This window comes from Trichococcus sp. K1Tr (genome assembly GCF_028309625.1).
Taxonomy (GTDB): Bacteria; Bacillota; Bacilli; order Lactobacillales; family Aerococcaceae; genus Trichococcus.
Map to the genome: position 1 here is coordinate 169,793 of NZ_JAQMHR010000003.1, position 15,630 is coordinate 185,422.

Below are 15,630 nucleotides of genomic sequence, written 5' to 3' on the forward strand. Positions count from 1 at the left end.
AGAGAAGGGAGCGGGTGCAATGGCTATTTTTAATGGTATCGCAGCAGAGTATGATGATTGGTACAGTCAAAAGAAAGGTGCATTCGTTGATCGAGTCGAGACCGATTTGGCACTCAGCATGCTAAAGCTGGAATCAGGGATGACTGTGCTGGATGTCGGCTGTGGTACCGGGAATTTCAGTATGAAGTTGGCTGGAATGGGTTGTATCGTCACTGGGATCGATGTTTCGGAAGAGATGCTGAATGTCGCCCGGGAAAAAGCGGCTGAAAAAAGCTTGTCAATTTCCTATCTTCAAATGGATGCGACCGAACTGATATATCAAGAGGAAATATTCGATGCCGTCGTTTCGATAGCTGCAGTCGAATTCATCGAGGACACAGCTCAGGCAGTAAAAGAAATGTTCCGGGTCGCAAAGGTTGGCGGACAGATTTTGATAGGCACCATCAATGCGGATAGTGATTGGGGCGATTACTATCAGGCCAAAAAATTGCAGGGAAATTCGATCTATCGCTACGCTGCTTTCAAGACCATCGACGATTTGAAGGCGTGGGAGCTGGGGAAATTGGCGGAAACAGGGGCATGCCTGTTCATCCCTCCGTTTGCGGCTGAGGAAGAGTTTACCATCGAGAGGGAAAAGGAGCTTTCCGAAACAATGCGGGGTGGATATATATGTGCCCTTTGGAGAAAATGACAGCATATAGGCCTTCATCTTATAAATCGCTATTGTGTTCACATTTTGTACGCAATACTGTTGGATTCTGGACAAAATGTAGGCGCTTAAAAATGCTATAATGGACTGGAAATATATTTCTAGGAGGTCTGTGTTGATGAAAGATGAAAATTGCGCCTATTGCATGGAAGGCGAAATGGTGTTGGCTTTCGGCTACCCTTGCTGCGAATTGCCATACAGCAAAGTCTATGTTTTTAAAGAACAAAGCCACAAAGGCCGTGTGATCGTTGCCTACAAAGACCACGTGAGCGAATTGGTGAACATCACGGATGAGGAGCGCAACGGTTACTTCGCGGACATCGCCACAGTTGCGAACGCGTTGCACAAAGCCTTCAGCCCTGAAAAGGTCAACTACGGTGCTTACGGCGATACCGGCAAACACCTGCACTTCCACTTGGTGCCAAAATACAAAGACGACGCCTTCGAATGGGGCTCGACTTTCGACATGAATCCAGGCCGCGTGACCCTGACGGACGACGCATATGAAGCATTGGTTGAACAGATCCGCACAAACATTTAGAGCGTGATGATTCGCGGTTAGACACCCGTACGTTGGAGTAATCGGCTGCCGTTCACCTCTTTTGTGGACGACAGCCAATTGCGAAACGGTAGTGGTGTCTGCGAATCAGAACGCGTTTAAGAGAGCGTGATGAATCCCGGGTAGAAATCGAGCAAGCGCTTGAGAGAGCGCTCTGATTCCTAACTAAAAAAGCTGATTCCGAAAAACGGAATCGGCTTTTTTGCGCATCCATTTAGTGAGGGGTGCTCAACAAGGTACTACTTCTTTTCACACCCGAATCTTCAAAATAGTCGGATGGGGCGCGATGTTCTATAATAAGAATGACAACAAACGCACAGAAATACGGGGGAAAATGGATGATACTGGAAGAAAGAATCAAACAATTGAACGATAAAAATATAGCGGTGGAGCGACCGTATGTCATCTACTGGATGCAGAGTTCGCAGCGGGCGGAGTACAACCATGCCTTGGAATACGCGATCCGTCAGGCCAACCGGCTCGAGAAGCCGCTGGTCGTATACTTCGGAATCACGGACGGTTTTCCGGAAGCCAATGAGCGCCACTATGCGTTCATGCTGGAAGGGCTGAAGGAAACGGAGGCCACTTTGAAGCAGCGCGGCATCCAACTGCTGATCCGGAAAATATCGCCGGAACAAGGCGCTTTGGAGCTTTCCGGATTAGCAGCCCTGTTGGTCGTTGACCGCGGCTATCTGAGGATCGAGCGGCAATGGCGCGCTACCTTGACCGAGCATGCCGAATGCGCCGTCGTTCAGGTCGAAAGCAACGTCGTCGTCCCGGTCGAACTGGCTTCTCCCAAAGAGGAGTATTCTGCTGCGACCCTGCGCTCAAAATTGAAAAAAATTCTGCCGCATTGTTTGGCGCCATTGGAGGAGACCATTTGCCAGCACCCATCACTCGCATTGGAGCTTCCGTTCGAGGCGTATGACGTTTCGGATACCGAAAAGGCCTTGGCAGGGTTGGCTATCGACAGAAGTGTCCCGCGCGTTTCGGATTACATAGGCGGAACGAGCGAAGCCAAGCGCTGGCTGGAGGATTTCATCGAAAATAAACTGTCCGGGTACAGCGAACGGAAGAACCGGCCCGGCGAATCCATCACCTCAAATCTGAGTCCCTATCTCCATTTCGGCCAGATTTCGCCGCTCTATGTTTACCGCAGACTGATGGGGATGGACAGCGAAAGTCAGCAGAGTTTCCTCGAAGAACTTGTCGTCAGGAGAGAGTTGGCCATCAATTTCGTTTACTACAATGAACAGTACGATTCCTTCGCAGCCGTGCCGGATTGGGCCAAGAAGACGCTGGCCAAGCATTTGGCGGATGAACGGGAATACCTGTATTCTATGGAGGAATTGGAAGCGGCCAAGACCCACGACAATTATTGGAATGCAGCACAAATGGAGATGAACCTGACCGGTAAAATGCATGGATATATGCGGATGTATTGGGCAAAAAAAATCCTTGAGTGGAGCAGCACGCCTGAGGAAGCCTATCGCAAAGCCATTTATCTGAACAACAAGTATCTGTTGGATGGCCGCGATCCGAACGGTTTCGCCGGAGTGAGCTGGTGCTTCGGCAAGCATGACCGGCCTTGGGGGGAGCGGGCCATCTTCGGGAATGTCCGTTTCATGAACGACAAAGGTCTGAAGCGCAAGTTCGACATGCAGCTGTATATGGATCAGATTGCGGAACGGTCACTTAAATAAAAGGGGGCGGAACGGATGGCGGGAAACGGCAAAAAGGCAGAACCCTTGCACATAATCCTTTTGGTGCTTTTCGTTATAGCTTACATTATTTCGGCTATCCGTCCATTGGATCGGCTGGCTTGGATAGGTCAGATGACGCCTGCGCTCCTGCTCGTTTTCTTGTTGGTTGTGACTTACCGGAAGTTCCGTTTCAGCACCTTCGTCTATGTGATGGCTTTTCTGCATGCTTTGTTGTTGGTATACGGCGCGCACTTTACCTATTCCCAAAATCCTTTATTCAATCAATGGAAAGAGCAGTTCGGGTGGGAGCGCAATTACTTTGACCGGGTGGGGCATTTTGCTCAAGGCTTCGTTCCGGCTTTTTTGGCCAAGGAGTTTCTGTTGCGGGGCGGCTATGTCAAGAAAGGCAAAATGCTGTTGCTCATCGTCATCCTGTCCTGCCTCGGATTCAGCGCAGCCTACGAACTGAGCGAATTTGCGATCGTCAATATTATGGATGTGCCCGCCGATGCCGTCATGGGAACGCAAGGTGACGCCTTCGACAGCCTTTGGGATATGATTTGGGCATTGATCGGCGCGAGCCTGGCCGTGTTTGTGTTCGGCCCGTTTCACGACAGCCAAATGGAAAAGATGGGGGATGGTTAAAGGCATTCTGATTGAAGAACAGTTTGATTCAATGAATGAGAACGGTTAGTTGTCATTATTTTATAGTTATTTATTATTTTATAGTTATTTATAGAAAGGAAGGTACATCATCATGAAAGAGATTACGACAGAAAAACTACGACGCTTCAATTTGATCATGGGTGGACTCCACTTGGTCCAAGGCATTGCAATGCTCTTTTTGGCAACGAATGTCATCCAAAAAATCGGCGAGTTCAGTCCTGAAATCAGCCAATTCTATCTGGCCTTCAATCCGGAAACGCGCTCACTGGAGACGGCTTCGCGTGTCCTTTTCGAATTGCCGTTCGGTATCCTAGTCGCTTCATTCTTGTTCATTTCCGCCATCGCGCATGCCTTGATTTCCATTCCCAAAAATCTGAATGCGATCTATAATGCCGATTTGGAAAAGGGCATCAACAAATTTCGTTGGTTCGAATACGCGCTCAGTTCGTCAATCATGATTGTTTTGATCTCCACTTTGTTTGGCATCTACGATATCGCTTCGCTCATTCTGATTTTCATTGTCAACGCCACAATGAATCTCTTCGGGCTCGTGATGGAACAGCTGAATGCTGGCCATTCAAAAGATAACATCCAATGGGGACCGTTCATCTGGGGATCGATCGCCGGAATTGCACCATGGATTGCCATCTTGCTCTACATGTTCGGGACCGGCAATTTCGGTGAGGTGCCTTGGTTTGTCTGGGCAATCGTCGGCACTTATTTCGTTGCTTTCAACACTTTCCCGATCAACATGATTTTGCAGTACAAAAAAGTCGGGAAATGGGCGGACTATCTCTACGGGGAGCGGGTCTATATCGTACTAAGTCTGGTTGCGAAATCGATCCTAGCTTGGCTTGTGCTTTTCGGAGCGATGCAGCCTTGATGAATCTTGCCTTTAGGGACCTTCCTTTACAAAAATAATACAGTATTTTTCGATACAATTTACAGTAAAAGTGTATATTGAATGTGTAGAGGAAAGGTGACTATATTCTGTGTTGCTTGTACCCGAAAGATCATGCTACAGCCGGACAGGCTGGGCGTCCACCAGAAAGCTTCTGATGGATGCCCAGCCTGTCCGTTTTTTGCGTTATCAGTCAGAATGCTGTTATTGGCAATCGCCGGCGACTCGGGATACAATGGTTCTGAAGAAGAATGAAGAAAAGCGAGGGGAAATCAGATGAAAGAACTGCAGCAAATTCCCGGCATCGGGCCGAAGATGGCGGCTACTCTTGTTTCATTGGGGATAAATAAAATCGCTGACCTACGGGACAAGGATCCACAAGAACTCTATGAGCGTCTGAACCGGATAACCGGGCAGCGGCAAGATCCCTGCGTACTGTACACTTTCCGCTGCGCAGTCTATTATGCGACCGAACCGAATCCGGATCCCGAAAAGCTGAAGTGGTGGAACTGGAAAAACGCATAAGCCAGCCAAATTGTCTTCTTTACTATACATACCTATAGGGGTATAATGGTTTTTAACAAATCTGGCGAAGACGTACAGAGTAAAGGAGAAAACAATGGCGCAGGAATTCTACAAGAAAATATACTCAGTGCGGGAATTTTATTCGATTTTGTACGACGGAGTCCGCACAATGAAATACATGATCAAAGCCAAAAAGAAAAAAGAATTGAGTCCGGAATTCATCGAGAGGATCATGTTGGGTGTCACGGAAGTCAACGGCTGCGAAGTCTGCTCCTATGCCCACACGAAAATGGCTCTCGAGCAAGGGATGGCTGCGGAAGAAATCAAGCTATTGTTGGCCGGATCCGCTGACGAAATCCCTGTTGAGGAAATGCCGGCGTACCTTTTTGCCCAGCATTATGCGGACAGAAGAGGGTATCCGACCGAAGAATCCTGGGATCGGATTGTCTCTCTTTATGGAGAAGACAAGGCCAAAGGAATTTTGGGTGCCGTTCGAGCCATCATGGTCGGAAATGCTCACGGAATCGCGTTCAGTGCTTTCGCGAGCCGCTTGAAAGGCAAAGCTGTCAAAAAGAGCAGTCTGTTGTATGAAATCACAATGATGCTGAGCATCATCGTCTATCTGCCGCTGACTTTGCTCCATGCTGTGATCGACGGCCTATTCAAGAAACCGATCATCAGTTTCTGAGGATGCACTTGAACTAAAATCATTTTGTTTGTGGATAACGAAAAAAATAAGCTGTGGACAAACCATTTGAAATGGCTTGTCCACAGCTTATTTGCTTTTAATGGGTGTAACTTTCCGTCAGATCCGTTCCAGGTTCTTCAGCGATAGATCAAGAATCGCCGAAGAGTGGGTCAGGGCGCCTGATGAAAGGTAATCCACACCGGTGTCGCGCAGGGCGGCGATGTTTTCAGCAGTGAGGTTACCGGAGCACTCCACCAAGGCGCGACCGTCAATCAAACGGACGGCTTCCTTCATATCCGCCGGGGTCATATTGTCCAGCATGATAATGTCGGCCTTCGCTTCGAGCGCCTCTTTTACCATATCCAAGTTTTCCACCTCGACTTCGATTTTATGCACAAAAGAGGCGTATTCCCGCGCGGCAGCGACTGCCTGCTTGATGCCGCCTGCCGCAGCGATGTGGTTGTCCTTCAGCATAACGCCGTCGGACAGGCTGAAGCGGTGGTTGTGACCGCCGCCGACTTTCACGGCATACTTCTCGAAAATTCGGTTGTTCGGCGTCGTCTTGCGGGTGTCTAGCAGCGTGATGCCGCTCCCCTTCAGCAAGTCGACAATCTTGCGGGTATGCGTGGCGATGCCGCTCATGCGCTGCAGATAATTCAGTGCGGTGCGTTCGCCGGAAAGGATGACGCGGATGTCACCGATCACCTCGGCCAACAAATCTCCCGATTTGACGGCGTCTCCGTCCTGGCAATGGAAAATCACTTCGGTCGTATCGTCGAGGAGGGCGAAGGTCCTGGCGAAGACATCAAGCCCCGCAATGATGCCGTCCTGTTTGCACAACAGCTCGGCTTTGCCTTTTGTGTAGCCTGTGATGATGGCGTTGACTGAAATATCCTCAGTAGGGATGTCTTCCTGCAGCGCCTCCAAAATCAAGCGATCCATATTACTTTGCATGGGCTTCCTCCTCCATTCCGATTTCTTCCAAAAGTTTTCTGCGTGCTTCCGTCAAGCCATCCGTGATGGCCTGGGCATCCGGTTCGGGAAATAGGAAAGGAATCTCAGGCTGGAATTCCGCATCGATGGTTTGAGCGGCGCGCTTGCTGAACACCAAACTTTCCAACAGCGAGTTGCTCGCCAGACGGTTCTTCCCATGAACGCCGTTGCAGCTCGTTTCTCCGGCTGCGTAAAGGTTCGCCAACGTAGTTTTGCTCTGCAGATCGACTTCGATGCCGCCCATGAAGTAATGCTGGGCGGGCACGACCGGGATGTAATCCTCGGCCAGATCATAACCTTCCTGCAGGCAGTGAGCGTGGATACCCGGGAACCTTTCGGAGATCGATCCCTCTACGTGGCGTTTCAGGAGCATCCGGACATAAGGCAAGCGGTCCTTTTCCATCTGGGCGTAGATCGCTTTCGTCAGCAAGTCGCGCGGCAAAAGTTCATCAGCGAAGCGTTGGCCGTCCTTACCGACGAGGATGGCACCTTCCCCTCTCAGCGATTCCGACATCAGGAAAGCTCTTCCCGGACGTCCGGTATACAACGAAGTGGGGTGGATCTGGACATAATCCAGGTCCTTGACGCGGATGCCGTGCTTCAGCGCAACGGCGATGGCGTCGCCTGTCAAATGCGCGAAGTTGGTCGTTTTGCTGAACAGGCCGCCGATTCCGCCTGTGGCGAGCAGGGTGGCCTGTGCATAGACGTTGGATAACTTTCCGGACTGGTCGCGGAGCACCGCACCGTGGCAACAATCGCCGGCAACCAAAAGATCGACAAGCGTGCTGTTCTCAAGGATGCTCACATTTTTCAGCTCTTTCACCCGTGCAATCAGTTTGCTGTTGATTTCCTTGCCGGTCATATCCTTGCAGTGCAGGATCCGGGCTCGGGAGTGGGCGCCTTCTTTGGTATAGGAGAAACCGGCTCCCTTTTTGTCGAAGGCTACGCCCAAACCGATCAGATCATTGATGATTTCCCGCGAGGACCGGATCATGGCTGAAACGGCCGCCTCGTTGTTTTCGTAGTGGCCGGCACGCAAAGTGTCCTCCAGGAAAGGCTCGAAATCCGTTTCGTCGCGCTGGACGCAGATGCCGCCCTGGGCAAGAAAGGAATCATTCTCTTCCAAAGTCCCCTTGGTGACGATCAGGATTTTTTTGTCGTTGTTGAGGTTGAGGGCCGCAAAAAGTCCGGCTACACCCGTTCCGATGATAAGGACATCATAGTTTCGCATGGGTCTTCACCTCAGCTAATGCCATCATCCGTTCCAGCGGCTGCAGTCCTTTGATGCGCAAAGATACATCCATTTCCACAGCAGGTTCGAAAGTTTCCAGAGCATAGATGATTTTCTCAACGGTGTTCAGTTTCATGTCGGGACAGACCTGCCCGACGGAAGGGGCATGGAACCTTTTGCCCGGCGACCGTTTCTCCATGTCATGGATGACACCGATTTCCGTACAGATGATGAAATCCTGGGATGGGCTCTTTTCGGTATAGGCGACGAGGTCCGATGTGCTGCCGACGAAGTCCGCCAAATCAAGAATCTCCTCTTTGCATTCCGGATGGGCCAGAATTTTGGCTTGCGGAAGGTCGCGTTTCATCTTCAAGACATCGACAACACGGATGCTGGTGTGGATTGGGCAGTAGCCGTCATTGAAGAGGAACGTTTTCTCGGGAAGCTGATGGGAAATGTATCTGCCCAAGTGCTCGTCGGGAATGAAATAGATATGACGATTGGGTAGGGCAGCGATGACGTTTTTCGCATTGGACGAGGTGACGCAGACGTCGGCATGGGCCTTGATTTCGGCGGTTGAGTTGATGTAGCAGACAACAGCCACGTCTTCGTAAGTGTCGCGGATTTTCTGGATGTCACGGATTTTGACCATGTGGGCCATCGGACAATCCGCTTTCAGATCGGGCATCAGGACGACTTTCTCCGGATTCAGCATCTTCGCGCTTTCGCCCATGAAGGCGACGCCGCAGAAAACGATCACTTTTTCCGTGACCTGTGCTGCAATTTTGCTCAAATAGTACGAATCCCCGATAAAGTCTGCGATATCTTGAACGGCTCCAGGAACGTAGTAGTGTGCGAGAATGACGGCATCTTTTTCTGCTTTCAGTTGCAATATTCTTTCCGTAAGTTCATCCATTGCTGCGACCCCTTTTTTGTGATAGTTTAATGAAAATGACTATATCACGTAACTTTACAGGTGTCAAGACAGCTTGTGAAGAAAGGAACTTATACAGCTTATTTGGCCATTCCATTTCGAGACTATTGGAATTCATCAAGTAGTATCAGCTATCCATCAACAGTGATCAATGCAAAAAAACCTTTCCCCAATTTCGGAGAAAGGCTTTAATAGGTAAGTTTTTCCTCTTAATATTTTTCTAGGCTCTTGTTGAACGCATCCAGATGTCCTTCGGAAGCATTGCGTAGAGCCGTAAAGGTTGCCCGGACGTCATCCGGGATGTCCTGTTCTAGGAATTTGTTGTACATCGCGATGTTATCCACTTCTCCTGTAGCGCAGTTATCCAGTGCCTCTCTTACATCCACCGCCCGTTGGATGTGATCTGCAGATTCGTCAGCCGGAATCGCCAAATTGTATTTTTCGAACAGGACAGTCATTTCGGCGATGTGCTGGGCTTCAGAAGAAATGATGTTGTTGAACGGAGCTTGATCCCCGAAGGCTTCCAGTACGTAGGCGTATTCTTCGTGGGCCAATTGTTCATCCTGGATGGCATAGGTGAACATCTCTTCCATCGTCAGATCATTGTCCTCCAAAGCACCGACTGCCCCATAGATGTAGGGCGATGGTGATGGTGTATCCATCGATTCCTCTTCTTCTTCCATTATGGATTCATCTTGTTCGGAACTGCTTTCGGTCATTTCCGATGAGCCGACTGCTGAAGAGTCACTTGTCGTGGTATCATCGTCCGCGGTACAACCGACCAACAACAGCAGGCTCAACAACGTGGCCGACCCGTAGAGTTTCTGTTTCCTGTTCATTTTTTTCATCCTTTCAGTTTGAGCGGAAGGAGTGATTGGGATTTGGGAAGGGGCCAAACATTTTCAGATGATGAATGGCAAACTTGAACGAAGATCTTGTCACCATAAAGGTACGCCTCACTAGAAAAAATGTCAAAAATTGAGACTTGCCAGCATCAAAATTTCTCACCCAAATAGCTATCTCAATATTTGCATAGATGCTCTGTTTTGAGTACTATTGACTTATAAGAACGTTTTTATTTTGCACGCAAAACCACATGTTTGAGGATGCAACGGCCATTATTTTTTTATCAGGAACATTGGAAAAGGAGGAAATTAGCATGGAATCGAAGATAGAAACGAAACAACTGGAAACACCCATCAAAATCACGGTTGCCGTGACTTATCTGATCATGATCGTCGTCAACGCATTGGCAAACATTCTGCCGATCAACGGCATCGACACGGGTGCTGTATCGGATTCCTATCCGAACCTGTTTGCGCCCGCTGGATTGACGTTTTCGATTTGGGGCGTCATCTATTTGTTGTTGTTGGGTTATACGCTTTATCAATTCGGTATTTTCCAAGGGGATAAGAGCAAGGTGAAGACGGAATTGTTGCGGAAAGTCGGAATCGTCTTTTCGGCCAGTTCAGTAGTCAACGCCGCATGGATCTTCAGTTGGCACTACGGTATGATCGGCTTATCGGTGCTACTGATGCTGGTCATTTTGCTGAGCCTGATCTACATAAACCAGTTGATACTGAAGGAGAAACTCGATCAGAAGGAAAAACTGTTCATCCGGCTGCCGTTCAGCGTCTATTTCGGCTGGATTACGGTGGCTACGATCGCGAACATCACGACGCTTCTGGTCGACATCGGCTGGAATGGCTTCGGGATTTCCGAGTCGATTTGGACAATTCTGATCATCATTATCGGGCTTGCGATCGGAGCTGTCACGATGATCCGCAACCATGATATCGCCTACGGGCTCGTGATCATTTGGGCTTATGCGGGCATCCTGATCAAACACATGTCGCAGGACGGATTTGCCGGGCAATATTCGGGCATCATCACGACCGTCATCGCCTGCATCGTGCTGATGGGCGTGGCGATCGGCTACGTGCTCTTCGCGAAGAAACAAGCGCCGCCTATCCTGAAATGAAGTCTCCAGAAAGGATGATGAAAACTGCGTACGATCGAAAGCGAAATCCGCGATTATCTGTTGGACAAGATCATCCACCACGGTTTTCCGGAAAACAAAAAATTACCGAGCGAAAATGAACTGGCGAATTTTTTCGGTACGACCCGCAACAGTGTCCGCAAAGTCTACGAGACGTTGGAGGCGATGGGCTACATCAGCTCCAAGCAAGGGCTGGGGCATTTCCCGCGCGAAAAACGCCCGGTCATCGAACTGGCGTTGCGCGGAGATGTCAGTTTTTCCGAAAAGATGGGCCAACAAAATATCCCGTACCGCTCGCTGAATGTTCACTGCAAGTTGATGGACGAGGGGAGCGGGGATGAACGTTTGCGGCAATTGCGCGGCGAAGGTGAACTCTATGAAGTTTGCCGCTTGCGTATTGTCCATGACGTGCCCGCTGCCTTGCATTATTCCTACGTTTCGACAGCAATGTTCCCGGACATCAAGGCTGAAGGAAGGGACATCGGATCGATGTTCAGCTATTACCTCTCGAAAGGCTACCGCACATTCACAAGCAGCGGCTCGGAGCTGAGCGTCTCCTTTCCGCATTCGGAGGAACAGGGATTGCTGGAGTGCGGCGAACTGGTGCCGCTGCTGATTCTGGAGAGCGACTGTCGCGATCAAACGAGCGGGAAACTGCTTGAACTGACCAAAATCGTCTACCGCAGCGACCGATTCAGCTACAAAATAAATGTCTAAGAGAAACACCGCCGTGCCGGCGCAAAACAACCGGTACGGCGGTGTTTTTTGGTCTTGGCGTGGGTATAATTGTCTGTAAATACACTCTTACGCGTTTACAAAATGCTTACAGTGTTTACGTAAGCTTAACCGGAAATTCATGGTTTCGAACTTGGCGACAAGTTACACTGATTTTCGAAAGGGGTGTTCCAGTTGAACAAAAGCAGAAGGACAAGGATTTTGATCGATTACGGAAGGGCAGCCGCACTGCGGATGGCCGGGACCATCGAAGGTAGTTATCCTATAGAAATGATTTCCGGACCGAATGAAGCGTTGACCATGATCAAAGTGAGGGAGTCGGCCCAGAATTCGCTCTTCTACCTGGGTGAGGTGCTGGTCACGGAAACGAAAGTGCGCGTCGCGGGCAAACTCGGCATCGGGATCGTGAAAGGCCATGAAGCGGAACTTTCGCGCGCGTTGGCCGTCATCGATGCGGCCTACAGCGCCGAACTGCCGGAAACGCATGAATGGCAGGCGATTCTCGAAGAGCTCGAGCTTGCAGGGGAAGAAGCGATCGAACGCAGACAAAGAGAACTGGCGCGGACTAAAGTGAATTTTGAGACGATGAATCAATAGGAGGATAACATGCACAACAAAGTGATAGATTCGCAACGGGTTTTCCGGAAAATTTTGGACAGTCTGTCCCGGCCTGGGAAAATCGTGGCGCTGGACACGACATTCGCATACAGAACGACGCTATTGGATGAAACGATGGATATCCTGATGACCCTGTTGGACAGGGAAGTGACGTTCCACCTGCTTGGCGAGGAAGCGGCGACCACCGAAGAAATCGAAATCCGCACCTTGGCCCGAGCTTCCCGCTTGGAGGACGCGGATTACATCATTATCCCGAAGGCAACCAATCAAACGCTGTTATCCACTGCTTTCCGGCAAGCCAAGAGAGGCACACTGTTGGACCCGAACCACAATGCGACCGTCATCCTGGAGACGGAAGCCATCTCAACGGATGCAAGCTATGTCTTGAGCGGTCCGGGGGTAAGGGAGTGCCAATGGGTGGGCATCGCTGCAGCCGATAGCTGGATTGCGGCGCGCAATGAAGCGGTCGCTGAATTTCCCCTCGGAATTGATTGTTTCATAGTCGATCAAGGCGGTTCCTGCATCGGTTTGCCGCGGACGACGGTTCTGGAAGGGGTGAGCTAGATGGGCTATGTAGCTGTAAAAGGTGGACAGGAAGCCATTGCGCAATCGAATCTGGGGCTGGCCTATGCGCGCGTCAGAAGCGGCAGGGTTTTGGCTGTGGAAGATATCCTGGCGGGAATGCGTCCGCTGGTCGATCAGGTGATGTCGGAGAGCAGCCTCTACGATGAAGAGTTGGCTGCCCTGGCCATCAAGCAGGCGGGCGGAAGCATGGAGGAGGCGGTCTTTCTCATGCGGGCACACCGTTCGACGCTGTCCCGCTTGTATTACACCACGGCGACGAGCACGAAGGAAATGTTCGTGGAGCGGCGGATTTCGGCGTCCTTCAAGGACATCCCGGGAGGTCAGCTGTTGGGCATCGCCCATGACTTTACGCAGCGCTTCCTCGATTTCGACCTCCTGACTGAGACGGAAGATGAGGCTATCCGAAAAGCCGCAGCATACGAAGAACAATCAGCAAATACCGAGGTGCCGCTGATGGACCTGCGCCGGTTGCCGAAAGTCGTCGATTACCTGGAAGAGCAGGGGCTGTTCGAAACGGCTCCGTTTGACGACAGCGAACCGGACGACATCACGAAACGCAGCATCCAATTCCCGACTTCCCGGAGTCAGCGCCTGCAATCCTTGACGCGCGGCCAGACGGGGGCGGTCACGTCTTTGGGCTATGCGGAAATCCGCGGCTACGGCGTCGCGAACCACCCGAACATCGGCGAACTTCGCGTCGGCCAACTGCCGCTCCATGTCGCCGATCCGCGCCGTGCGGAGGATGAAGAGGATGCCTATTACATCGGTTCGGTCACGGTGACAGAGGTCGAATCCTTCATCCCAATCGATGTGGCGGACGAATCCGGGAAAACGAAGATGAGTTTTTCGATCGGCTACGGGCTGACGTTCGGCCAGAATGAAACGAAGGCGATCGCCATGAGCATACTCGATTATTCGTTGGAGCATCCGGCTGAAAACCATCCGACTTCCGATGAGGAGTTTGTCCTGCTGCATGTGGATTCGGTCGAATCGACCGGCTTCATTTCGCATCTGAAATTGCCGCATTACGTGACCTTCCAGTCGTTGTTGGACGGCATCCGGAAGATCAAAGGAGGAACAGAATGAATTACCAAGGAAATTACGCTTTCCTCGATGAAAATTCCAAAATGGAAATCCGCCGCACGATCCTGAAGGCGGTGGCCATCCCGGGCTATCAGGTGCCTTTTGCATCCCGCGAAATGCCGATTGCCCGCGGTTGGGGGACGGGCGGGCTGCAGGTCAGCCTGTCGCTGATCGGTGAGGATGATGTGCTGAAAGTCATCGACCAAGGCTCCGATGAGAGCGTCAATGCCGTCAACATCAAAAAGATGATCGCGGATACGACCGGTGTGGCGACGACGATCCACACCGGCGAGGCGACACTGATCCAATCGCGCCACCGGATCCCGGAAGTGCCTCTGACCGAGGACCAGATTCTCGTGCTGCAGGTTCCGTTGCCGGAACCGCTGCGGGCGGTCGAGCCTTCGGAACGCAAGACCAAGGCGATGCATGCCTACGGGGAATACAGCGTCTCGTGGCTGCATCTGTTCGAACAGATCGTCCGCTACGGCAAGACGGCGATGCATTCGGATTATCCCGTCATCGTCAACAGGCGCTATCTGATGGCTCCGAGCCCGATTCCGCGTTTCGACAACCCTAAGCTCAACCATAACGATGGGCTTGTGTTGTTCGGGGCTGGGCGCGAAAAAAAAATTTATGCCGTTCCTCCTTATACGGAGGTCGTGTCGATCGATTTCGAGGACCATCCTTTTGAAGTGGAGAGCTTCGCTGGCGCAGCCTGCCGATTGACTGGGCTGACGGATGTTTTCCTTGATGAATTGGTGGATGAAGCGACGGGGGAAACCTACTACCTGACGAATGACCAATCGTATTTGTTGGAAACATTGAATGCAAAACAAGAAACGGCTGCAGGAGGGATCAGACATGACTAAGGAATCACCTGTACTATCTCTGCGCGGCATGAACAAGCAATTCGGGGAAGGCTGTTCCCGGTGCATTGAAAAACCGGAAAACCTGGAGAAGAATTATTGCCCTAATTGCGGAACGGTCTATGCCTGCCGCGACATTTCCTTCGACCTCTACAAGGGCGAAATCATCGGCATCGTCGGCGAGAGCGGCTCCGGGAAATCGACCTTGATGCGGTCGCTCTATTTCGACAGCGAAGTGACGGACGGCGAATACCTGCTGGCGGACTACAAAGACGGCCAGGAGAATGTCTTCGGCTCGTCCCTGCAGCAACAGAAATGGATCCGCAATATGCTGCTGGGGATGGTCTACCAGAACCCGTTGTTGGGGCTGCGGATGGAATTTTCGTCGATCGCCAATATCGCCGAGAAGATGATCGCCGCCAACCACCGCAATGTCGAAGCGATGTTCAGCAGAGGCCATGAACTGTTGGACAAAGTGAACATCCCGACGTTCCGCTCGAGTGAAGCGCCGAAAAATTTCTCCGGCGGGATGCAGCAACGGGTGCAGATTGCCAAGGCGTTATCGAACAATCCGCCGGTGCTGCTGCTGGACGAAGTGACGACCGGGCTCGATCTCAGCGTGCAGGCGGACGTATTGGATCTCATCAAGACGATCCAACGGGAACTGCGGATCAGCATGATCGTCGTTTCCCACGACCTTGCCGTCATCCGCATGCTCTCCGACCGGACCATCGTGATGTACAACGGCGAAATCATCGAAGAAGGCCTGACCGATCAGGTGCTTGAGGACCCGCAACACGCCTACACGCAACAGTTAGTCTATTCATTATTATAG

At 51.1% G+C, this 15,630-nt stretch carries 18 protein-coding genes; 14 read left to right on the forward strand and 4 right to left on the reverse strand.

Annotated elements, in window-relative coordinates:
- Nucleotides 1–19: 19 nt before the first annotated feature.
- From PH235_RS07175 to PH235_RS07205, 7 genes are all read left to right on the forward strand, one after another.
- A complete protein-coding gene (locus tag PH235_RS07175; RefSeq protein WP_272161682.1) occupies nt 20–691 on the forward strand; it encodes a class I SAM-dependent methyltransferase in 672 nt (223 codons plus the stop codon).
- 136 nt (nt 692–827) lie between these two features.
- The gene (locus PH235_RS07180; protein WP_272161683.1) at nt 828–1,250 is read left to right on the forward strand and encodes an HIT family protein; all 423 of its coding nucleotides are present in this window, start codon (nt 828–830) and stop codon (nt 1,248–1,250) included.
- Between the two features lie 356 nt (nt 1,251–1,606).
- Nucleotides 1,607–2,971 carry a deoxyribodipyrimidine photo-lyase gene (locus PH235_RS07185; protein ID WP_272161684.1) on the forward strand — a complete coding sequence of 455 codons (1,365 nt, stop codon included), beginning with the start codon at nt 1,607–1,609 and terminating at the stop codon, nt 2,969–2,971.
- Between the two features lie 15 nt (nt 2,972–2,986).
- A complete protein-coding gene (locus PH235_RS07190; RefSeq protein WP_272161685.1) occupies nt 2,987–3,616 on the forward strand; it encodes a DUF2238 domain-containing protein in 630 nt (209 codons plus the stop codon).
- Between the two features lie 112 nt (nt 3,617–3,728).
- A complete protein-coding gene (heR, locus tag PH235_RS07195) occupies nt 3,729–4,520 on the forward strand; it encodes a heliorhodopsin HeR (protein WP_272161686.1) in 792 nt (263 codons plus the stop codon).
- 294 nt (nt 4,521–4,814) lie between these two features.
- On the forward strand, nt 4,815–5,063 hold the full coding sequence (locus tag PH235_RS07200) for a helix-hairpin-helix domain-containing protein (protein WP_272161687.1): 249 nt from the start codon (nt 4,815–4,817) through the stop codon (nt 5,061–5,063).
- 169 nt (nt 5,064–5,232) lie between these two features.
- On the forward strand, nt 5,233–5,751 hold the full coding sequence (locus PH235_RS07205) for a carboxymuconolactone decarboxylase family protein (protein ID WP_272161688.1): 519 nt from the start codon (nt 5,233–5,235) through the stop codon (nt 5,749–5,751).
- A gap of 117 nt (nt 5,752–5,868) precedes the next feature.
- Here PH235_RS07205 and nadC read toward each other — a convergent pair whose 3' ends face one another.
- From nadC to PH235_RS07225, 4 genes are all read right to left on the reverse strand, one after another.
- Nucleotides 5,869–6,705, reverse strand: coding sequence for a carboxylating nicotinate-nucleotide diphosphorylase (nadC, locus tag PH235_RS07210; RefSeq protein WP_272161689.1), 837 nt, complete (start codon nt 6,703–6,705; stop codon nt 5,869–5,871).
- The gene (locus PH235_RS07215) at nt 6,695–7,975 is read right to left on the reverse strand and encodes an L-aspartate oxidase (protein ID WP_272161690.1); all 1,281 of its coding nucleotides are present in this window, start codon (nt 7,973–7,975) and stop codon (nt 6,695–6,697) included. Before PH235_RS07215 ends, nadC begins: the two co-directional genes overlap by 11 nt.
- Nucleotides 7,962–8,891 (reverse strand): quinolinate synthase NadA, encoded by a 930-nt coding sequence (nadA, locus tag PH235_RS07220; protein WP_272161691.1) that lies wholly within the window; start codon nt 8,889–8,891, stop codon nt 7,962–7,964. Before nadA ends, PH235_RS07215 begins: the two co-directional genes overlap by 14 nt.
- 227 nt (nt 8,892–9,118) lie before the next feature.
- Nucleotides 9,119–9,748, reverse strand: coding sequence for a ferritin-like domain-containing protein (locus tag PH235_RS07225; RefSeq protein ID WP_272161692.1), 630 nt, complete (start codon nt 9,746–9,748; stop codon nt 9,119–9,121).
- Between the two features lie 320 nt (nt 9,749–10,068).
- Here PH235_RS07225 and PH235_RS07230 point away from each other — a divergent pair, with 320 nt between their 5' ends.
- The 7 genes from PH235_RS07230 to PH235_RS07260 all read left to right on the forward strand — a co-directional run bounded on the left by PH235_RS07230 (nt 10,069) and on the right by PH235_RS07260 (nt 15,630).
- Complete coding sequence (locus PH235_RS07230) at nt 10,069–10,890, forward strand: tryptophan-rich sensory protein (protein ID WP_272161693.1); 822 nt, start codon at nt 10,069–10,071, stop codon at nt 10,888–10,890.
- A 45-nt stretch (nt 10,891–10,935) separates the two neighbouring features.
- Nucleotides 10,936–11,625: a GntR family transcriptional regulator gene (locus tag PH235_RS07235; protein ID WP_272161912.1), complete on the forward strand. Its 690-nt coding sequence runs from the start codon at nt 10,936–10,938 to the stop codon at nt 11,623–11,625.
- A gap of 192 nt (nt 11,626–11,817) precedes the next feature.
- Nucleotides 11,818–12,240, forward strand: a complete 423-nt coding sequence (gene phnG, locus PH235_RS07240; protein ID WP_272161694.1) for a phosphonate C-P lyase system protein PhnG — start codon at nt 11,818–11,820, stop codon at nt 12,238–12,240.
- 9 nt (nt 12,241–12,249) lie between these two features.
- Entirely contained in the window at nt 12,250–12,825 is a 576-nt protein-coding gene (phnH, locus tag PH235_RS07245) for a phosphonate C-P lyase system protein PhnH (RefSeq protein ID WP_272161695.1), read from the forward strand.
- Nucleotides 12,826–13,932 (forward strand): carbon-phosphorus lyase complex subunit PhnI, encoded by a 1,107-nt coding sequence (locus tag PH235_RS07250; RefSeq protein WP_272161696.1) that lies wholly within the window; start codon nt 12,826–12,828, stop codon nt 13,930–13,932. It begins immediately after the preceding gene.
- Nucleotides 13,929–14,798: an alpha-D-ribose 1-methylphosphonate 5-phosphate C-P-lyase PhnJ gene (locus PH235_RS07255; protein ID WP_272161697.1), complete on the forward strand. Its 870-nt coding sequence runs from the start codon at nt 13,929–13,931 to the stop codon at nt 14,796–14,798. The genes PH235_RS07250 and PH235_RS07255 overlap by 4 nt, the downstream gene beginning before the upstream one ends.
- Nucleotides 14,791–15,630 (forward strand): ATP-binding cassette domain-containing protein, encoded by an 840-nt coding sequence (locus tag PH235_RS07260; protein WP_272161698.1) that lies wholly within the window; start codon nt 14,791–14,793, stop codon nt 15,628–15,630. The genes PH235_RS07255 and PH235_RS07260 overlap by 8 nt, the downstream gene beginning before the upstream one ends.